This window comes from Arthrobacter sp. 01T419 (assembly GCF_056398865.1).
Genome location: NZ_JBFTQF010000003.1, coordinates 286,177 through 305,296, shown reverse-complemented (window position 1 = coordinate 305,296; position 19,120 = coordinate 286,177). Strand labels below are relative to the sequence as shown.

Genomic DNA, 19,120 nt, shown 5'->3' with positions numbered 1-19,120 from the left:
TGGCTCCTAGCCGATGCCGGGGATGAGGGAAATGATCAGGTCGATGAGTTTGATCCCGATGAAGGGAGCTATGAGACCGCCCAGGCCGTAGATCGCCAGGTTCCTGGCCAGCGCTTGGTTCGCCGAGACGGCACGGTACTTGACGCCGCGCAAAGCGAGCGGAACCAACGCAATAATGATGAGGGCGTTGAAGATCACTGCGGACAGAATGGCCGAGGACGGCGAGGACAGGCCCATGATGTTCAAAAGGCCGAGCCCCGGAAACGCCGCCGTGAACAGTGCCGGAACGATCGCGAAATACTTTGCGACGTCGTTCGCCACCGAGAACGTGGTGAGGGCACCGCGGGTGATGAGCAGCTGTTTGCCGATCCCCACGATGTTGATGAGCTTGGTCGGATCCGAATCGAGGTCCACCATGTTGGCGGCTTCCTTAGCAGCCGGCGTACCGGAGTTCATGGCGACGCCGACATCCGCCGCGGCGAGCGCGGGAGCGTCGTTGGTGCCGTCGCCAGTCATGGCCACCAGCCGGCCCTGCGCTTGTTCGTCTTTAATGACAGCAAGCTTGTCTTCAGGAGTGGCCTCGGCGACGAAATCGTCAACGCCCGACTCCGCGGCGATCGCCTTGGCCGTGATGGGGTTGTCGCCCGTGATCATCACCGTCCGGATACCCATCCGCCGCAGCTCAGCGAAACGGGCGTGCATGCCCGGCTTGACCACATCGGCAAGGTGGATGGTGCCCAGGACCCGGGCTCCGCCGTCGTGCTCGACGCCGGCCACCAACAGCGGGGTGCCGCCCTGGGCGGAGATTTCTTGCACCTTGCGGTCCACTTCGTCGGGCGTCTGACCGCCGGCGTCTGCGACAAACTTTGCGACGGCGCTTGCGGCACCCTTGCGGATCTTCCGCCCGTCCAGGTCGAGGCCGCTCATGCGCGTGCTGGCGCTGAACTCGACAACGGCAAAGTCTTCCGAACCCTTGAGGAGCGCAGCGAGGTCCGGGCCACCGACGCCCTTTTCACCGGCAAGTTCCACGATCGAACGGCCCTCGGGCGTCTCGTCGGCGAGGCTGGAGAGCCGGGCCCCTTCGATGAGTTCGGTCCGCTCGACGTCGTGGGCGGGGAAGAAGTTGACCGCGCGGCGGTTGCCGTAGGTGATGGTGCCGGTCTTGTCGAGCAGGAGCGTGGTGATGTCGCCGGCGGTCTCCACCGCGCGGCCGGAGGTCGCCAGGACATTGTGCTGCACCAAGCGGTCCATGCCAGCGATGCCGATAGCCGGCACCAGTGCCCCAATGGTCGTGGGGATCAGGCAAACCAGAAGGGCCACCAAGACAATCGGCGACGGCGTTGCGCCCGCCAGGGAAGCGAAGGGCGCCAAGCTCATCGTGACCGCGAGAAACACGATGGTCAAGGAGACCAACAAGACGTGAAGGGCAATTTCGTTGGGCGTCTTCTGACGGACGGCGCCTTCCACGAGCTTGATCATCCGGTCGATGAAAGTCTCCCCGGCTTCGGTCGTAATCCGGATGGCGATGCGGTCCGAGAGGACCTTGGTGCCGCCGGTCACCGAGGAGCGGTCGCCGCCCGATTCGCGAATCACGGGCGCCGACTCACCGGTGATGGTGGACTCGTCCACGCTCGCCAGGCCTTCGATGATCTCGCCATCGGAGGGGATAACGTCCCCGGCTTCGCAAATGACGACGTCGTTCTTCCGCAGTTCCGTTCCCTGTACCTCCTTGAGGGTTCCGTCCTCAAGCCGAAGCCTGGCCATAACGCCTCTCCGGCTGGCCCGGAGGCTGTCGGCCTGGGCTTTGCCGCGGCCCTCGGCGATCGCCTCCGACAAGGTCCCGAAGAGCACTGTCAGCCAAAGCCAAGCCGTCACTGAGATGCCGAACACTGCCGGTTTGACGATGCAGATGGCCGTGCAGAGAGCCGCCCCCACAAGCACGATGAACATCACCGGAGAGTGAATCATCTGGCGCGGTGCCAGCTTTCGAACCGCAACCGGCAAGGCGGACCGGATGCTGGCAAAGTCGAGCTTGGCGGGCGCCTTGGTGTGGTGCTTGTGCTCCCCCGGGGTGCCCAGGGGATTGCCGTCTGCGTATGTCTGGGCGGCGGTGTCCTTGGCGAATGCCGTGCCGGAATTGGTCATTTGAGGAGTCCTTCTGCGAGGGGGCCCAAGGCAAGGGCCGGGAAGTAGCTCAAGGCGGTAAGGATGACCGTGACGCCGAGCAAGAGGGAACCGAAGAGCCAACCGTGGGTCGGGACGGTGCCGGACGACGCCGGGACCCGGGCTTGTTTTGCCAGGGAACCAGCCAGCGCCAGCACCAGGACGATGGGCAGGAAACGGCCCAGCAGCATGGCGATGCCCATCATGGTGGACAAGTAGGGGCCGGAGGTGGTGATCCCGCCGAACGCCGAGCCGTTGTTGTTGGCTCCGGAGGTGAAGGCATAGAGCGCTTCGCTGAATTGGTGCGGGCCGGACGCCGGTGCGTTGGCCATGGCGTCCGGAAGCAGGACGGTGATCCCGGCGAGCGCCAACACCACCACGGGCGTCACGAGGATGTACATGGCGGTGAGCTTCATTTCCCGGGGTCCGATCTTCTTGCCCAGGAATTCCGGAGTGCGGCCCACCATCAGCCCGGCGATGAACACGGACACAATCGCGAGGATCAGCAGGCCATAGAGCCCTGATCCTGTGCCGCCGGGGGCCACTTCGCCGAGCATCATGTTCACCATGGCGACTCCGCCGGCCAGGGGAGGCAGGGAATCGTGGGCCACGTTGACGGCTCCAGTGGATGTCAGCGTGGTGGCCGTGGCAAAGATTGAACTCTGGGCGGCGCCGAGTCGCTGCTCGAAGCCCTCCCCCAAACCTCCGGCAGCCGCCGTCGCGGCTCCTTGCGCGGAGGAGACGGCCCAGCCCATCAGGGCGGTGGAACTCAGCCAGAGCGTACCCATGACACCGGCCACCGTGTACCCCTGCCGCTGGTCCCCCACCATCCGGCCGTAGGCATACGGCAATACAGAAGGAATGAGTAGGATCAGGAAGACCTGGAACAGGCTGATGAAGACGTTCGGGTTCTCGAACGGGTGCGCCGAGTTGGCATTGAAATAGCCGCCTCCGTTCGTGCCCAGGATCTTGATGGCTTCCTGGGAGGCGACCGGTCCGCCCGGGATCGTTTGGGTCATGCCAGTTGCCTGGTTGATAACGTCCGTAGACCAGAAATTCTGCACGACGCCGCCGACCACCATCACAATGGCTGCCAGGGAAGCCATCGGAAGCAGCACGCGGAACGAGGTACGGGCCAGGTCAACCCAGAAGTTTCCTAGCCTGTCCGTCCGGGTTCGCGCGATGCCGCGGATCAGCGCGACCACCACCACTATTCCGACGGCGGCGGACAGGAAGTTCTGCACGGCCAGCAGGCACATCTGCACGAAGATGCCCATGGTGGTCTCAGGACTGTACGTCTGCCAATTGGTGTTGGTGGCGAAGGAGATGGCCGTGTTCATGGCCACCCAGGGATCCACTCCAGGCAGGGAATTGTTTCCGGGCAGCACCCCTTGGAGCCGCTGGAGCAGGAACACCACCAGGATGGACACAGCGGAGAAGACCAGGACACTGCGCAGGTAGATTGACCAGCTTTGCTCTGTGCCCGGGTCAGCCCCGGACAGCCGGTAGAACAACCGCTCCACGCGGGTAGACCTCTTGCCTTCAAACACCCGGGCGAGGTAAAGGCCCAGCGGTTTATGCATTAAGACCAGCAGCAAGAGAAGGACCGCCACCTGGGTGATGAAGGAGGCAATATTGAATACCATCCGGTATCACCACTTTTCCGGGTGGATCAAAACGGCCAGCAAGTAGCCGAAGAGACACAAGCCTGCAATGAACAGGACCAACCACATCACGGCGTCCGCACTCACTGCCCGTTCACCGGCCCATCACCGTCAACGATTTTGCCGAGAAGGTGGGCAATCCACATCACGATCCCCATGGACACCACGAAGATCCCCACAACAGCCACGTCGGCCATTGGAACGTCCTTTCATCCGCGCCCCGTTTGCGGGGCTGATGTCAGTCAACTCCGTGGTAGGCGGCGAAATTCGGTTCCTGATGGTTCCTTAACACGGCGGGGCCGAATCTTGACGCCTTCTTAACGGGCGCGACGAGCCTGGTGTGAGCGCTTCGGACTCGTCGCAGGGTGCTTTCGCACGTGCCGGCGTTCGCCTCCTGTCAGGGACGTTAAGGATTCGTCAAGATAGGAGCCATCCGGGAGGAAAGACGTGCAGTCGATGCTAACTTCGGCAGTGATAGCAGTGCCGTGCGCCACGCGGAAAGGCAAACATGACCACCTTGAGCAGGCCGCCAGCTGATCCTTCGGCGCCCCGGCCAGGGACCATGGCCTCCCTGCGGACATGGCTTCTCTTCGGACTGCAGGACAGCAAGGGAATCCACCAGGGTCCCGGCGCAGTGGGCGATGCCCATCTGAAGAAGCATTCGTGGTGGCAGGTCATGTGCCTGACCGGTGTCGATTACTTCTCGACGCTGGGCTACCAGCCGGCTATTGCGGCGCTGGCTGCGGGAGTGATCTCCCCCTTGGCCACCATTGTCTTGGTGGCCGTCACTCTCCTCGGCGCCCTTCCCGTCTACCATCGCGTCGCCGGGGAAAGCCACCGCGGCGAGGGATCCATCGCCATGCTCGAGCGCTTGTTGCCGCGTTGGGGCGGCAAGATCCTTGTCCTCGTCCTCCTCGGGTTCGCCGCGACCGACTTCATGATCACCATGACTCTCTCGGCAGCGGACGCCACCGCCCACGCGATCCAGAACCCACTTGCCCCGGGCTGGCTGCAGGGCCAGAACATCCTGGTTACTTTGTTCCTGCTGGCTCTGCTCGCCGCCGTGTTCCTGCGCGGATTCAGGGAAGCAATCGGCGTGGCGGTGGTCCTCGTCATTCTCTATCTGGGCCTCAACGTCGTCGTCGTATTCGCAACGATCGTAGAGGTATTCACCCATCCGGTCGCAGTGGGCGACTGGTGGCATGCACTGTCGACCTCCCACGGAAACCTCATCATGGTGGTCGGCATCGCGCTACTCGTGTTCCCCAAACTCGCCCTGGGCCTGTCCGGGTTCGAGACCGGCGTCGCCGTGATGCCCCAGATCCGTGGACATGCCGCGGACACCGAGGAAAACCCTGCCGGACGGATCAAGGGAACCCGCCGGCTCCTGACCACGGCAGCCGTCATCATGAGCTCGTTTCTGATCGCTACCAGTTTCACTACCGTTGTGCTGATTCCGGACCAGGAATTCCAGCCGGGCGGCCAGGCCGATGGTCGCGCCTTGGCGTTCCTAGCCCATCAATATCTCGGCGTCGGATTCGGCACCGTGTACGACATCAGCACCATTGCCATCCTCTGGTTCGCCGGCGCCTCCGCCATGGCCGGGCTCCTGAACCTGGTCCCGCGGTATCTGCCGCGCTATGGGATGGCACCGGGATGGGCCCGAGCAGTGCGCCCCCTGGTGCTGGTGTTCACCCTCATCGGGTTCCTGATCACCTTCCTCTTCAACGCCGACGTCGATGCCCAGGGTGGCGCCTATGCGACCGGTGTGTTGGTGCTGATGACCTCGGCAGCCGTGGCGGTGACGCTCTCCGCCCGCCGCGCACGGCAGCGCAAGCGCACAGTCGGGTTCGGCATCATCGCCGTGGTCTTCATCTACACCACGATCGCCAACATTTTCGAGCGTCCCGAAGGCATCCGGATCGCCGCGATCTTCATTCTGGGCATCATCGTGATCTCCTTGCTCTCCAGAATCCGGCGTTCCTTTGAATTGCACGCCACGCACGTCCATCTGGACCGCCAGGCGCTGGAATTCATGTCCACCAATCTGAATGGGCCGATTGCGCTCATTGCCCATGAACCGCTACGCCTCACGGCTGAGGCGTACGAGGAAAAGCTCACCTCAGCCATCGAAGTCAGCCACATTCCGGTCGACTACCAGGCACTCTTCCTCGAAGTGATCGTGGACGATTCCTCCGATTTTGAAACTGCACTTGAAGTCCGTGGCGTCACCCGTCACGGACACCAAATCCTGGAAGTCCACGGACCCGTGGTCCCCAACACCATCGCCTCCGTGCTCCTGCACATCCGGGACGTGACCGGGCTGATGCCGCACATCTATTTCCGTTGGACCGAAGGCAACCCGATTATCAATCTCCTGCGTTTCCTGTTCCTCGGCGAAGGAGAGATCGCGCCGGTGACCCGTGAAGTCCTCCGTGAAGCCGAATCCGACGTCACCCGGCGCCCCTGGGTCCACGTCGGCTGACCGCGTCTGACGTTGGGGATGATGCTCAAGCGCAGGTACGGACGACCCTAACGGCGGACTCCAACACCGCGCCTACGCCGGAGGCGCCGTGGATTCGCGGACTACAAGGTGCGTTGCGAGCTCCACACGGCGCGAGTCCACTGCGTCACCACGCATTTGGCGCAGCACGAACCGCAGGGCCGCGCGTCCCATCTCCTGCAGCGGCTGGGACACGGACGTCAGGGGAGGCACCGATTCTTCTGCTTGGTAGGTGCCGTCAAAACCGACCACGCTGATGTCCTCGGGGATGCGGATCTTTTGCCGGCGCGCCTCGGCGAGCACTCCCAAGGCGATGCTGTCGCTTGCGGCGAAGATCGCCGTTGGGCGCTCTTCGAGTTGAAGCAGGGTCTTCATTCCCGACACGCCGTTCTCGGATCGGAAAGGCCCTGACAGGATGTAGCGCTCCTCGACGGGCACCCCCACCGCCATCAGCGCGGCCATATACCCGTGCAGCCGGGCCTGGTTGCATTCCGCTGCTTCGGGCCCACCCAGATAGGCGATCCGGCGGTGCCCTAGATCCAGCAGGTGGGCCGTGGCAGCCTTGCCTCCAGCCCAATTGCTGGCGCCGACGCTGACCACATCACCCGGGGGCGGGTTGAGCGGGTCGATGACAACGATGGGTATCTGCCGGCGTCGAAATGGATCCAACTGCTCCGAACTGAAGGCCGAGGTCACCACGATCATGCCGCTGCGTCCCTCGTCGATAATCCGCTGGGCCCGCTGTTCCGGGCTTAATGTCGAACCACCTTGCTGGCCCGTGATGTTGAGGAGGACTTCGACGTCGGAGGAGGCCGCGTGCTCCAGCACACCATTGAGTACCTCCACACCATACGCCGAGTTCAAGGTGTCGAGCACGACCTCCACCACGGGCCGTCGGCCGGCGATGTTCTTTCGCTGAAGCGGTGATTTGTACCCCGTCCGCTCCAAGGCCGTCAGAACCTTGGCGCGCGTAGCAGCGGCAACGTCCTCGCGCCCGTTGACCACCTTCGAGACTGTAGGCATCGAGACGCCCGCTTCCCGCGCAATGGCGGCCAATGTCAGCTTGGCCGGACGTTCATTGCTGGCCATGACTCCCTTACTCTTTCGAAATATTTCGGTCCCACAAGTCTGAATGCCTGCACCCGAAGAGTCAATCATTATTTCGTAAAAGAGTTGAACTTTATGCTCGAAAGTCCTTGACGGTGACTCAGGCCACAGCTAAATTTGCCTGACGGACCGAAATTAATGTCGAAATATTTCGAAGATTCCGCAAAGCGTACTCAATGTCAGCGGCAGTGCAGCCTCGTTCCTGAAGGCCGGACTCCCGAAACCAAAAACCGGGCAATCAGCGTCGAGCCCGGAGGACGAATGGAAATGCAAATGGTAAAACTCACGTTGCGTTCAGCAGCGATCGCCGTCACCGCTGCGGCCGTCTCAATCTCCCTCGCAGCTTGCGGTTCCAGCGGGCCGGCAAGTTCGGCAGGGAACGCCGATTCGGCCACAATGTGGGGCCTTACGGGCGGTAACCAGCCCGTGCTCCAGAAGTCCATTGATGCGTGGAACAAAGCGCACCCGGACGAGGCCATCAAGCTCGACTTCTTCGCGAACGACGCGTACAAGACCAAGGTGCGCACCGCCGTCGGCGCCGGCCAGGGACCCACTTTCATCTACGGTTGGGGCGGCGGAGTCCTGAAGTCCTACGTCGACTCCGGCCAGGTGGCCGACATGTCCGATTTCATCGCGTCAAACCCCGATGTCAAGAGCCGCTACCTGCCGTCCGTGCTGAAGAACGGAGTGATCAACGGCAAGACCTATGCGCTGCCGAACAACAACGTTCAGCCCGTCGTCTTGTATTTCAACAAGGACGTCTTCGACAAGATCGGCGCACAAGCCCCCAAGACTTGGGATGAACTAATGGCGCTGGTGCCGAAGTTCAAGGCAGCCGGCATCGCTCCCTTCTCCCTGGGCGGCCAGTCCAAGTGGCCTGACCTGATGTGGCTCGAATACCTGGTGGAGCGCATCGGCGGACCCGACGTCTTCGCGAACATCGCCGCCAACAAGCCCGGCGCCTGGTCCGATCCCGCCGTCAAGGAAGCCCTAAGCAAGATCCAGGAACTGGTTGACGCCGGCGGATTCGTCAACGGCTTCTCCTCCATCGCTGCCGACAGCAACGCGGACCAGGCCCTCCTCTACACCGGCAAGGCAGCCATGATCCTGCAGGGCGGCTGGATCTACCAGGGCATGAAGAAGGACGCTGCGGACTTCGTCAAGAACGGCAAACTGGGCTACATCACCTTCCCCGCTGTATCCGGCGGCAAGGGCGATCCGGCCAACGTCGTGGGCAATCCCTCCAACTTCTGGTCGATCTCTTCCAAGGCCACGGACAGCCAGAAGAAGGCAGCACTCGACTATGTCAAGAGCGGAATGTTCACCGACGCTGACACGCAGGCCTTGATCGACTCCGGAGCCGTTCCCGTAACCACCGGTATCGAAAGCAAGCTGGCCGCATCACCGGACAAGGACTTCCTGAGCTACGTGTACGGCATGGCCAAGAACGCCCCCAGCTTCACCCTCTCTTGGGACCAGGCCCTCAGCCCCGCCCAGGGAGACGCCATGTTGGCGAACCTGGACCAGATCTTCCTGAAGAAGATCAGCCCCGATCAGTTCGTCTCAACCATGAACGCAACGATCGGAAAGTAACCAGTGTCTACCTCAACCGGTTCTTCCCGGCGGGTCCTTGAAAAAGGCCCGTCGGGGTGGCTGGCCGCACCAGCCCTCGTCTTCTTCCTGCTCTTCGCCATCATCCCGCTCTTCGGCGTGCTCTTCCTCAGCTTCACCAAATGGGACGGGCTGGGCGAAATCAAGCTGGACGGCTTGTCGAGCTGGACCACGGTCCTGACTGATCCCGTCACCGGCAATGCGCTGTGGGTCACTGCCAAGATCATGTTCTTCTCGTTCATCGTCCAGGCTCCCATCAGCTTGCTGCTCGGCGTTTTCACCTCCGCTTCCCAGAAGTACCGCGCAGCCCTCGCTGTCCTGTACTTCGTGCCGTTGCTGCTGTCCTCCGCGGCCGTCGCCATCGCCTACAAGGCCCTGTTGGACCCGAACTTCGGCCTCGGCCCGGGCCTGGGCCTTCCGTTCCTCGCCCAGGACTGGCTCGGCAACTCGGATCTGGTGCTGTTCGTCGTCGTCTTCGTCATAGCCTGGCAGTTCGTCCCGTTCCACACGCTCATCTACCAAGGCGGCGTTCGCCAGATCCCGGCGTCGCTCTATGAAGCGGCCCAAATCGATGGCGCGGGACGAGTCCAGCAGTTCTTCGCCATCACCTTGCCCCAATTGAAGTACACCATCATCACGTCCTCCACCCTCATGGTGGTTGGCTCACTGGCCTACTTCGATCTCGTCTTCGTCCTCACCGGAGGAGGCCCCGGCTACTCCACGCGGCTGCTGCCGCTGCACATGTACCTGACCGGCTTCAAGGCCAACGACATGGGAGCTGCCAGTGCCTTGGGCGTCATCCTCGTGGTGATCGGCCTTGCACTGGCCCTCATCCTGCAGCGACTCGGTGGCAAGAACCGCAACGCAAGCCAATTGGAAGGTGCCTGATGGCTTCCACAACCAAGATTCCCGCACCGCCGGCAAGGCGCACCGCGCTTAGCAACAAGCAAGGCCACAAGCATGGTCCCCGAGCAAAAGGGACCAAAGGACCGGGGCGCGTCCGTCCCAACTATCTGGGCGGCCTGGGCGGTTGGCTGTGGCTGGCGGTCATCATCGTTCCCATCTACTACGTGGTGGTCACCAGCCTGAAGAACCAAGCCGGCTTCTTCACTTCGAACCCGATGCTGCCGCCAAGCGAGCCGACCTTGGACAACTACAAGCTGGTCCTGGACAACGATTTCGCGATGTACTTCTTCAACAGCCTGATGGTCACCGTGGGAAGCGTCGTGCCGGCACTCTTGGTCTCGTTCATGGCCGCCTACGCGATCGTCCGGGGCCAGGGCCGCTTCCTGACGTTAACGAACAACACGTTCCTCCTGGGCCTGGCGATCCCGCTGCATGCCACGATCATCCCCATCTATTGGATGATCACCAAGGCCCATCTCTATGACACTTTGTTGGCGTTGATCCTCCCATCCATCGCGTTCGCCATTCCCATTTCCGTCCTCATCCTGAGCAACTTCATGCGCGATGTTCCCAACGAGTTGTTCGAGTCCATGCGGCTCGACGGCTGCTCGGACTGGGCCATGATGTGGCGCCTCGCGCTGCCCATGACGCGGCCCGCCGTCGTGACCGTGGGCATCTACAACGCGCTCGGCGTCTGGAACGGCTTCCTGTTCCCGCTGATCCTGACCCAAAGCCCGTCCACCCGAGTGCTTCCGCTGTCCTTGTGGACCTTCCAGGGCGAATTCAGCGTGAACATCCCCGCCGTGCTGGCTTCCGTGGTGCTCGCCACCTTGCCGCTGCTGGTCATCTATGTGGTGGCCCGCCGCCAACTGCTCAGCGGGCTGACCGCCGGATTCAGCAAATAGCCAACGCTCTTTTGAAATTCACGAAAGGAACACAATGACCACCGCAAAGCCCTTGCGCGTCGGCATGGTCGGCTACGCCTTCATGGGTGCCGCCCACTCCCACGCCTGGCGGACAGCGCCGCGCTTCTTCGATCTCCCGCTGGACCCCCAGCTCACCGCGCTTTGCGGCCGGAACGACGACGGCGTCCGGGCCGCCGCGGGCAAGCTCGGCTGGGGATCAGTGGAAACTGACTGGCGCCGGCTGCTCGAACGGGACGACATCGACCTGATCGATATATGCACCCCGGGGAATACCCATGCCGAGATCGCGATCGCAGCGCTTGAGGCCGGTAAGCACGTGCTATGTGAAAAGCCGCTGGCCAACTCTGTGGAGGAAGCCGAGCGCATGACCGAAGCCGCGCAAGCCGCCGCGGAACGCGGAGTGTTCTCCATGTGCGGGTTCAGCTACCGCCGCACTCCGGCGTTGGCCCTCGCCAAGCGGATGGTCGAAGAGGGCCGCCTGGGAAACATCCGGCACGTGCGCGCGCAGTACCTGCAGGATTGGCTCAGCGACGAAAACGCGCCCATGACGTGGCGACTGGACAAGTCCAAGTCCGGGTCCGGCTCGCTGGGCGACATCGGAGCGCACAGCATCGACGCCGCACAGTGGGTCACCGGGCAGCAGATCACGGGCGTTTCCGCGCTCCTGGAAACGTTCGTGCACGAGCGGCCGTTGGCCGGTGATCTCGTGGGCCTCGGCGGACACGGCGACGTCGGCGCGGATGCGCCGCGTGGCACGGTCACCGTTGATGACGCCGCCATTTTCACGGCAAGGTTCGACGGCGGCGCTACTTCAKCGGGCGCCGTCGGGGTTTTCGAGGCCACGCGTTTCGCGCTGGGACGGAAGAACGCCATGCGCTTGGAGGTCAACGGCACCAAAGCGTCCTTGGCATTCGACTTCGAAGAGATGAACGTCTTGTCCTTCTACGACGCCGGCGAATCCCCCGACGCCGGATTTCGCCGGATCTTCGTCACGGAACCCGAACACCCCTACGCAGGCAATTGGTGGCCTACCGGCCATGGCCTCGGATACGAACACGGCTTCACGCACCAAGTGGTTGACCTCGTGACCGCGATCGGCGCAGGCGAGCAGCCCTCGCCGTCGTTCGCTGATGCCTTGCAAGTGCAAAAGGTGCTGGCCGCCGTGGAAGGCAGCGCCGCAGAGTCCAGCCGCTGGCAGAAAGTCTAGGAGGGAACCCCGATGACAAGACCCATCACACTATTCACCGGCCAATGGGCCGATCTGCCCTTCGAAGAGGTCGCCCGGCGCGCGGGCGAGTGGGGCTTCGACGGGCTGGAAATCGCCTGCTGGGGGGACCACCTCGACCCCTACCGCGCTTCGGTCGACGACGGCTACGTCCAGGAACGCCTCGACATCCTCGACAAGAACGGCCTTAAGGTTTTCGCGATCGCCAACCACCTCACGGGCCAAGCGGTATGTGACGACCCCATCGATGAGCGCCACCGCGACATCCTATCCGATGAAGTCTGGGGCAATGGTGATCCGGAAGGGGTGCGGCAACGCGCTGCAGAGGCCATGAAGGCCACCGCGCGGGCCGCGGCACGCCTCGGCGTCAAGACCGTCACGGGATTCACGGGCTCCTCCATCTGGAAAGCAGTGGCCATGTTCCCGCCCGCCTCGGAGGCGATGATCGAACGTGGCTACCAGGATTTCGCGGACCGCTGGAACCCGATCCTCGACGTGTTCGACGAGGTGGGAGTCCGCTTCGCCTTGGAAGTCCACCCCTCCGAGATCGCCTATGACTACTGGACCGCGAAGCGTGCCCTGGAAGCCGTCGGCCACAGGGACAGCTTCGGGCTGAACTTCGATCCGTCCCACTTTATCTGGCAGGACCTGGACCCGGTGATGTTCCTCCAGGATTTCGCGCCGAAGATCTTCCATATGCACGTCAAGGAATCCATCCGCCAGCTCAATGGACGCAATGGCCGGCTCGGATCCCACTTGCCATGGGCGGATCCGCGGCGGGGCTGGGACTTCGTCACCGCAGGCCACGGTGACGTGAAATGGGAGCCGATCTTCCGCACGCTCAACGCCATCGGCTACGACGGGCCAACCAGCGTCGAGTGGGAAGACGCGGGCATGGACCGGCTCGTGGGAGCGCCGCAATCCTTGGCCATGGTTCGGGAACTCGCCGCCATCGCCCCGCCCGTCGCCGCATTCGACGCGGCATTCTCAAGCCGCTGACCGTTCGTTCTATCCGGCCGCATTTCTAAGCAAAGGAAACCATGACTGACAAGAAGACCGCCCTGGTGGTCCGTGGCGGCTGGGATGGCCATCAGCCATTCGAGGCCACAGAACTCTTCATCCCGTTCCTCAAGGACAATGGCTATGACGTCCGTGTCGAGGAATCTCCCAAGGTATATGCCGATTCTGCATATATGTCGGGCGTGGACTTGATCGTGCAATGCGTGACCATGTCCACGATTGAAAAGGACGAGTTCGAGGGGCTCCGCACCGCCGTAGAAAACGGCACCGGGCTTGCCGGCTGGCACGGCGGGATCGCCGACTCCTACCGAAACAACTCGGACTACCTGCACATGATCGGCGGCCAGTTCGCCTGCCATCCCGGCAAACATCCGGACGAACGCATTGGCGAGCAGTCCGACAACTACGTGCCGTACACGGTGAACATGGTCCAGGCTGCCGCGAGCCACCCTATCACTCAGGGCATCAGCGACTTCGAGCTGGTCACCGAACAGTACTGGGTCCTCTCGGACGACTACATCGACGTCCTCGCCACCACCACCCAGAAGGTCCGCGAATGGGACCAGTGGAACCGGGAAGTCACCTCAGCCGCCATCTGGACCAGGCAGTGGGCCGACGGCCGGATCTTCGTTTGCACCCCGGGACATCGGGTGGAAATCCTCCAGGACAGCAACGTCCGCACGATCATCGAAAGGGGCATGCTTTGGGCAAGCCGTTAAGAGTAGGAATCATTGGCTGCGGCGCCATCATCGCCCAGTACCTCACAAACTTCCGCCGGCTGGAGGCCATCGATCTGGTGGCCGTGGCGGATCTCGATCCAGCGCGCGCTCAGGCGGTCGCGGATTCTTACGACGGCGTCCGCGCGGTCACCGTCGACGAACTCTTGGCGGCGGCTGATGTCGAGCTCGTCCTGAACCTCACCATTCCGGCCGCGCATGCGCCAATCGCTTTGAAGGCGATCGCTGCCGGCAAGAGTGTCTATGGGGAGAAGCCGCTCGCTGCGACGACCGCCGAGGCGCGGCGAGTGCTCGACGCGGCGCGGGAGGCCGGCGTCGTGGTCGGCTGCGCACCGGACACGGTGCTTGGTACCGGTATCCAGACCGCCCGCAAGGCGATCGACGACGGCCTGATCGGCGCCCCGATCTCGGCCACCGCGACGATGGTGACCCCGGGGCACGAGCGCTGGCACCCCAATCCGGACTTCTACTACCAACCCGGCGGCGGACCGCTGCTGGACATGGGCCCCTACTACGTCAGCGCCCTGGTCACGCTGCTTGGCCCAGTGGTTTCGGTCATCGGAGCAGCAAGCCACACGCGCAACACGCGGACCATCGGTTCAGGACCGCGCGAGGGCGAGCTGATCCCGGTGGACATCGATTCACACGTGACCGGCGTCTTGGTCCATGCCTCCGGCGCACTGTCCACGCTCGTGATGAGCTTTGACGCGGTGAAAACCAAGTCGGCCAACATCGAGATCCACGGTGCGGCCGGTTCTCTGGTGGTCCCCGATCCGAACCACTTCGACGGGGACGTTGAGCTCTTCACGCTCGGCGCCGACGCTTGGCAGACGCTCCCGGTCTCGGCCGGCTACATCGATTCGGGCCGCGGCTTCGGCATTGCCGACCTCGCCGGCACTCCGGCTGGTGCCGAACCGCGCGCGGGCGGCCAGTTGGCTTACCACGCGCTGGAGGTCATGGAATCAGTGCTGGCGTCCGCCCACAGTGGCTCAGCAGTGTCCATCGAAAGCACGGTGGCACGGCCGGACCTTGTGGAACTGACCGTGTTGGCAGCACCGCTCGCAGAGGTTCAGGGAATCAGCTCGTAGGCCTGGCCCAAAATTCTCCGGACTGAGGTGGCCGCGGCGCCGATGAGCGCCCCGGTCTGCCCCAGTTCGGAGAAGGCCACGTTTCCTTCCGGGATCAGCCCCGGCGCGTGGTGGCCCAAGCTCCGGCGCAGAGCGGGAGCGATCCACTCCTCGAGTGCCGCGAAATGCCCGCCCAGCACGACGGCGGAAATATTCGCCACCCGTGCCGTGGAGGCGACCGCGATTCCGAGGTAGTGCCCGGCCTGTTCCACCGCTGACACGGCGCTCCCATCGCCGTCGGCAATGCGGCTCAGCAGCTGGTCCATCTGCTGGGACGTCAAATCCTGATCTATTCCTGCTGCGGAATATATGGCGTCTTGACCCGCGAACGTTTCAAGGCAACCGCGGCCACCACAGGCGCACAACGGACCGTCGGGATGCACCACCACATGCCCGATCTCACCGGCATGGCCTTGCGGGCCGGCGAACAGCTGGGAATCGATGACCAGCCCACCTCCGACGCCCACCTCACCGGACACGTACAGGAAGTCACGGAACCTGTCGCTAGTGCCGCGATCTGCGCCGTGGCCAAACCAGAGTTCCGCGAGCGCGGCACTGTTGGCCTCGTTCGAGAGAGAGACGCCGAAAGGCGCATTCGGCAACAGCGTGGGGAGCTCCTCGGAGAGCTCGACGTCGGCCCAGCCCAGGTTCGGGGCGGACAAGACCACGTTGTGCTCCGTTTCCACCAACCCTGGGACCGTCAGTTCCCCGCCAAGAAGTTCGACGCCGGTGCCGGCCGCCTCAATTGCCGCCCGCCGGGCCATCGCCACGAGGATCGGCAGGATGTCTGCGGGCAGGCTTCCGCGGTTGTGCCGTTCAACGGTTTCGTGGAACAAGAGATCCCCGGAGAAGTCCAAGACCCCTACCGCGAGATAGTCCACATTGATTTCCGCGGCGAGTGCGCCGCGGGCCGGATTGAGGACGAGCCCGGTTCCGGGCCGGCCGCGTTCGCCGTCGCGGGTGACGCTCGCTTCCCGCACCAGTCCGCACTCGAGCAAATCGGCCACAATGCTTGAAACGGAGGTCTTGGTCAGGCCACTTTCCGCGGCGAGTTGGGCGCGCGTTGCCCCACCGTTCCCCTGGATCCCGGCGAGGACGAGTGCCAGGTTCTGCCTGCGGACATCGCCCACTCTTCCGGGCGACGGCGTGTCAGGCATGTTTCCTCCGGGATCCGGTTGAGGACGGGGTGACCTCCATCATCATTCACGGATCAGCAGTTGGCGGCTATTTGGGTCGTGCCGCCGCAGTTACTCGTCGGCAGAAGTCACTTCAAAGCCGATCTGGCGACGTTGGAGAAGGCCCAGGTCCTGACGTGTGGCGGTTCAGTTGCCGGTATCAATACGGGCACTGGCCTTCCGGTAGTTCTGGCCAATTGAGGCCCGGAAATCCGGCTCAGGGTTGGCATCGACGGCCACGGGCCAGTCCGGGCGGTGCCCTGCGAGCGCCCATGCCGCCTGAACCGCCGCGCCGCGGGCCACGTATTCACCCGGGCTCGGAACGACTACGGGAAGGTCAAACACCTGCGCTGCAATCCGTTGCACGGCAGGGTTCTGTACGGCACCGCCAATCAGGAGCAATCGCTCCGCACGGCCGCCCTGGTCACGCAGCGCATCCAGGCCTCCAGCGAGGCCGCACAGCATGCCTTCGATGGCCGCCCGGGCGATATTCGGCCGGGTGGTGGAGGCGATGCTGAGACCGTGGAAACTGGCCTTCGCATGAGGCAGGTTGGGTGTCCGTTCCCCTTCGAAGTACGGCACCAGCACCACACCTCCCGCACCAGACTCGGCCTCGAGGGCGAGCCGGGAAAGCTCGTCGAAGTCGACGTCGAGCAATGCCGCAATAGAGCTGAGCACGCGGGCTGCGTTCAGCGTCACCGCGATCGGCAGGTACTCCCCGCTGGCATCCGCGAAGCCCGCCACAATCCCGCTCGCATCATGTCCGGGCGAGGAGTCGACGGCGAACACGGTGCCGCTGGTACCGACGGACACCACGACGTCGCCGGGTTTCGCTCCGAGGCCCAGTGCCGCGGCGGCGTTGTCGCCCGCCCCGACGCCGAGCAGGACTCCGCCACCAACAGCCTCACTTGCGCGGGGGCCCCCGAAACACTCCGGATGCACGTGGCCTGCGGTTTCGCCGGGGCCCAGCACGCGGGGAAGAACGACGACGCCGGGCGCCGCCGTCGCTGACCCGCCCGAGGCTTCCCGGGCGTCCCGGCCGAACGCCAGTTTGAACAGGTTCAGATCGTAGCGTCCGGTCAGCGGGCTCCAGTAGCCGGTGCCGCTGGCATCCGAACGGTCAGTGGTCAGCTCGTCCAGGTCCGGCCCCAGCGGACTGGAGTCGGCCGGGCCGTAACCGCGAAGACGCCACGTGAGCCAATCGTGGGGGAGCGCGACGGCGGCCACCCTCGCCAAGTTTTCGGGTTCGTGGTCCCTGACCCACCGGATCTTCGTGATCGTGAACGAAGCCACTGGCACCAGCCCGGTCCGCCGGGCGAAGTCCTCCGCCCCTACTTCTGCGGTGAGGTCTTCCGCGGCTCCGGCCGAGCGCGTGTCGTTCCACAGCAGAGCCGGCCGCACCACATTGCCCTCGCTGTCCAGCAGCACCATGCCGTGCTGCTGGCCCGCTACGGACAGCGCCCTGACGTCGGCGAGACCGCCGGCGTCGTCGAACGCTTCGGACAGAGCCCGCCACCACTCGTCCGGGTGGACTTCCGTTCCGTCCGGGTGGCCCGCCCGGCCTTCGCGGACGAGGGCTCCGCTTTCAGCGTCGAGGACCACCACTTTGCAGCTTTGAGTAGAGGAATCAACCCCGGCAACAAGGTTCAAGGAAGCAGCGGCCACGGGATCAGCGCGCCCCGAGGAGGTGCTCGATGAAGAGCTGCTGGAGCTTCACGAATCCGAAGCCCTTGCCGCCAAAGTAGGCATCGGCGTCGAAGTCCTCGTAGGCGGACTTGTCTGCACGCAACTGGGCGTAGCCTTCGCCCGGGTTCAGGGTGGGCTCGTTGATTTCTGCAACCCGTGAAGCCTGGAGGGCTTCCTGGACTTCGGGGTCGGCCCGGAATGCCTTGGCGCGCTCCTTGAGGAGCAAGTAGGTCTGCATGTTCGCAGCCGCAGAGTCCCACACGCCGTCGATGTCCTCGGTGCGGCTGGGCTTGTAGTCGAAGTGGCGCGGGCCGTCGTAGGCCGGTCCGCCGTCGGGACCGCCGTTTTCGAGCAGGTCCACAAGAGAGAAGGCGTTCTGCAGGTCACCGTGGCCGAATACCAGGTCCTGGTCGAACTTGATGCTGCGCTGGCCGTTGAGGTCGATGTGGAAGAGCTTGCCCTGGTACAAGGCCTGGGCGATGCCGTGCGTGAAGTTCAGGCCTGCCATCTGCTCGTGGCCGGTCTCGGGGTTGATACCCACGAGTTCCGGACGTTCCAGGGTTTCGATGAAGGCAAGGGCGTGGCCCAGGGTGGGCAGCAGGATGTCGCCGCGGGGTTCGTTCGGCTTCGGTTCGATCGCGAAGCGGATGTTGTAACCCTTGTCCGTGACGTAGTCGCCCAGCAGGTTCACGGCCTCGCGGTACCGCTCAAGCGCGCCCCGGATGTCCTTGGCGGCGTCGTATTCACTGCCTTCGCGACCACCCCACATGACGAAGGTTTCGGCGCCGAGTTCAGCGGCGAGATCGATGTTGTCCAGCACCTTGCGCAGGGCGAAGCGGCGGACGCCGCGGTCGTTGCTCGTGAAACCGCCGTCCTTGAAGACGGGGTGGCTGAACAGGTTGGTGGTAACCATTGGGACCACCATTCCGGTCGACTTGAGCGCCCCTTGCAGCCGGTCGATTTCGCGCTGGCGATCGGCCGCCGAGCAGCCGAAGGGGAACAGGTCGTTGTCGTGGAAAGTGATGCCGTAGGCGCCGAGGTCGCTGAGGCGGTTGATGGCTTCGACAGTGTCCAGGGGAGGGCGGGTGGCGGAACCGAATTGGTCCTGAGCCTCCCATCCCACGGTCCAGAGGCCGAACGAGAATTTGTCTTCACGGGTGGGCTGAATCGTCATTGAGTGCTCCAGGTAGATTTGTAGATTTGTTTCGCTATCCAACATATTACGAATTCGTGTGATGTCAACCACCTGCGTCAAGAAAACTTTTCACTC

The 19,120-nt window shown here is 63.6% G+C and carries 15 protein-coding genes; 8 read left to right on the top strand and 7 right to left on the bottom strand.

All coding sequences use genetic code 11. The annotated features are described in order from the left end of the window. Positions 1-6 precede the first annotated feature (6 nt). The 3 genes from kdpB to AC1DLO_RS07435 are packed head-to-tail and all read right to left on the bottom strand — an operon-like array spanning position 7 to position 3,896. Positions 7-2,145, bottom strand: a complete 2,139-nt coding sequence (kdpB, locus tag AC1DLO_RS07445; protein ID WP_476914443.1) for a potassium-transporting ATPase subunit KdpB — start codon at positions 2,143-2,145, stop codon at positions 7-9. Further along, positions 2,142-3,809: a potassium-transporting ATPase subunit KdpA gene (gene kdpA / locus AC1DLO_RS07440; RefSeq protein WP_476889012.1), complete on the bottom strand. Its 1,668-nt coding sequence runs from the start codon at positions 3,807-3,809 to the stop codon at positions 2,142-2,144. The genes kdpB and kdpA overlap by 4 nt, the downstream gene beginning before the upstream one ends. 6 nt (positions 3,810-3,815) lie before the next feature. Beyond that, positions 3,816-3,896 (bottom strand): potassium-transporting ATPase subunit F, encoded by an 81-nt coding sequence (locus tag AC1DLO_RS07435; protein WP_231497388.1) that lies wholly within the window; start codon positions 3,894-3,896, stop codon positions 3,816-3,818. A gap of 439 nt (positions 3,897-4,335) precedes the next feature. Here AC1DLO_RS07435 and AC1DLO_RS07430 point away from each other — a divergent pair, with 439 nt between their 5' ends. Next, positions 4,336-6,312 carry an APC family permease gene (locus AC1DLO_RS07430; protein ID WP_476889011.1) on the top strand — a complete coding sequence of 659 codons (1,977 nt, stop codon included), beginning with the start codon at positions 4,336-4,338 and terminating at the stop codon, positions 6,310-6,312. 72 nt (positions 6,313-6,384) lie between these two features. Here the strand turns inward: AC1DLO_RS07430 and AC1DLO_RS07425 are convergent, their stop codons facing one another. Then, on the bottom strand, positions 6,385-7,419 hold the full coding sequence (locus AC1DLO_RS07425; RefSeq protein ID WP_476914442.1) for a LacI family DNA-binding transcriptional regulator: 1,035 nt from the start codon (positions 7,417-7,419) through the stop codon (positions 6,385-6,387). A 291-nt stretch (positions 7,420-7,710) separates the two neighbouring features. Between AC1DLO_RS07425 and AC1DLO_RS07420 the strand changes: the two genes are divergently transcribed. From AC1DLO_RS07420 to AC1DLO_RS07390, 7 genes are read left to right on the top strand one after another with little or no spacing between them, the layout of a single operon-like run. Further along, positions 7,711-9,030: an ABC transporter substrate-binding protein gene (locus AC1DLO_RS07420; protein ID WP_476889009.1), complete on the top strand. Its 1,320-nt coding sequence runs from the start codon at positions 7,711-7,713 to the stop codon at positions 9,028-9,030. A 3-nt stretch (positions 9,031-9,033) separates the two neighbouring features. Then, positions 9,034-9,936, top strand: coding sequence for a carbohydrate ABC transporter permease (locus tag AC1DLO_RS07415; protein WP_476889008.1), 903 nt, complete (start codon positions 9,034-9,036; stop codon positions 9,934-9,936). Next, the gene (locus tag AC1DLO_RS07410) at positions 9,936-10,859 is read left to right on the top strand and encodes a carbohydrate ABC transporter permease (protein WP_476889007.1); all 924 of its coding nucleotides are present in this window, start codon (positions 9,936-9,938) and stop codon (positions 10,857-10,859) included. The genes AC1DLO_RS07415 and AC1DLO_RS07410 overlap by 1 nt, the downstream gene beginning before the upstream one ends. Positions 10,860-10,893: 34 nt before the next feature. After that, positions 10,894-12,087, top strand: a complete 1,194-nt coding sequence (locus tag AC1DLO_RS07405; RefSeq protein ID WP_476914441.1) for a Gfo/Idh/MocA family protein — start codon at positions 10,894-10,896, stop codon at positions 12,085-12,087. Between the two features lie 12 nt (positions 12,088-12,099). Next, positions 12,100-13,104, top strand: coding sequence for a sugar phosphate isomerase/epimerase family protein (locus AC1DLO_RS07400; RefSeq protein WP_476889005.1), 1,005 nt, complete (start codon positions 12,100-12,102; stop codon positions 13,102-13,104). Positions 13,105-13,145: 41 nt separating this feature from the next. After that, positions 13,146-13,844: a ThuA domain-containing protein gene (locus AC1DLO_RS07395; protein ID WP_476889004.1), complete on the top strand. Its 699-nt coding sequence runs from the start codon at positions 13,146-13,148 to the stop codon at positions 13,842-13,844. Further along, complete coding sequence (locus tag AC1DLO_RS07390) at positions 13,829-14,950, top strand: Gfo/Idh/MocA family protein (RefSeq protein WP_476889003.1); 1,122 nt, start codon at positions 13,829-13,831, stop codon at positions 14,948-14,950. Before AC1DLO_RS07395 ends, AC1DLO_RS07390 begins: the two co-directional genes overlap by 16 nt. On the opposite strand, the gene AC1DLO_RS07385 is transcribed toward AC1DLO_RS07390, so the two are convergent. The 3 genes from AC1DLO_RS07385 to xylA all read right to left on the bottom strand — a co-directional run bounded on the left by AC1DLO_RS07385 (position 14,932) and on the right by xylA (position 19,024). Then, positions 14,932-16,146, bottom strand: coding sequence for an ROK family transcriptional regulator (locus AC1DLO_RS07385; RefSeq protein WP_476889002.1), 1,215 nt, complete (start codon positions 16,144-16,146; stop codon positions 14,932-14,934). The genes AC1DLO_RS07390 and AC1DLO_RS07385 overlap by 19 nt on opposite strands. Before the next feature lie 165 nt (positions 16,147-16,311). Continuing rightward, positions 16,312-17,814, bottom strand: a complete 1,503-nt coding sequence (gene xylB, locus AC1DLO_RS07380; protein ID WP_476914447.1) for a xylulokinase — start codon at positions 17,812-17,814, stop codon at positions 16,312-16,314. Between the two features lie 19 nt (positions 17,815-17,833). Further along, entirely contained in the window at positions 17,834-19,024 is a 1,191-nt protein-coding gene (xylA, locus tag AC1DLO_RS07375) for a xylose isomerase (RefSeq protein ID WP_476889001.1), read from the bottom strand. Between the last annotated feature and the right edge of the window lie 96 nt (positions 19,025-19,120).

Coding starts and splice junctions, on each gene's coding strand:
- AC1DLO_RS07435 (WP_231497388.1), bottom strand. CDS start 3,896: ATGTGGTTGGTCCTGTTCATTGCAGGCTTGTGTCTCTTCGGCTACTTG.
- AC1DLO_RS07400 (WP_476889005.1), top strand. CDS start 12,100: ATGACAAGACCCATCACACTATTCACCGGCCAATGGGCCGATCTGCCC.
- AC1DLO_RS07410 (WP_476889007.1), top strand. CDS start 9,936: ATGGCTTCCACAACCAAGATTCCCGCACCGCCGGCAAGGCGCACCGCG.
- AC1DLO_RS07425 (WP_476914442.1), bottom strand. CDS start 7,419: ATGGCCAGCAATGAACGTCCGGCCAAGCTGACATTGGCCGCCATTGCG.
- kdpA (WP_476889012.1), bottom strand. CDS start 3,809: ATGGTATTCAATATTGCCTCCTTCATCACCCAGGTGGCGGTCCTTCTC.
- AC1DLO_RS07395 (WP_476889004.1), top strand. CDS start 13,146: ATGACTGACAAGAAGACCGCCCTGGTGGTCCGTGGCGGCTGGGATGGC.
- kdpB (WP_476914443.1), bottom strand. CDS start 2,145: ATGACCAATTCCGGCACGGCATTCGCCAAGGACACCGCCGCCCAGACA.
- xylA (WP_476889001.1), bottom strand. CDS start 19,024: ATGACGATTCAGCCCACCCGTGAAGACAAATTCTCGTTCGGCCTCTGG.
- AC1DLO_RS07430 (WP_476889011.1), top strand. CDS start 4,336: ATGACCACCTTGAGCAGGCCGCCAGCTGATCCTTCGGCGCCCCGGCCA.
- AC1DLO_RS07385 (WP_476889002.1), bottom strand. CDS start 16,146: ATGCCTGACACGCCGTCGCCCGGAAGAGTGGGCGATGTCCGCAGGCAG.
- AC1DLO_RS07420 (WP_476889009.1), top strand. CDS start 7,711: ATGGTAAAACTCACGTTGCGTTCAGCAGCGATCGCCGTCACCGCTGCG.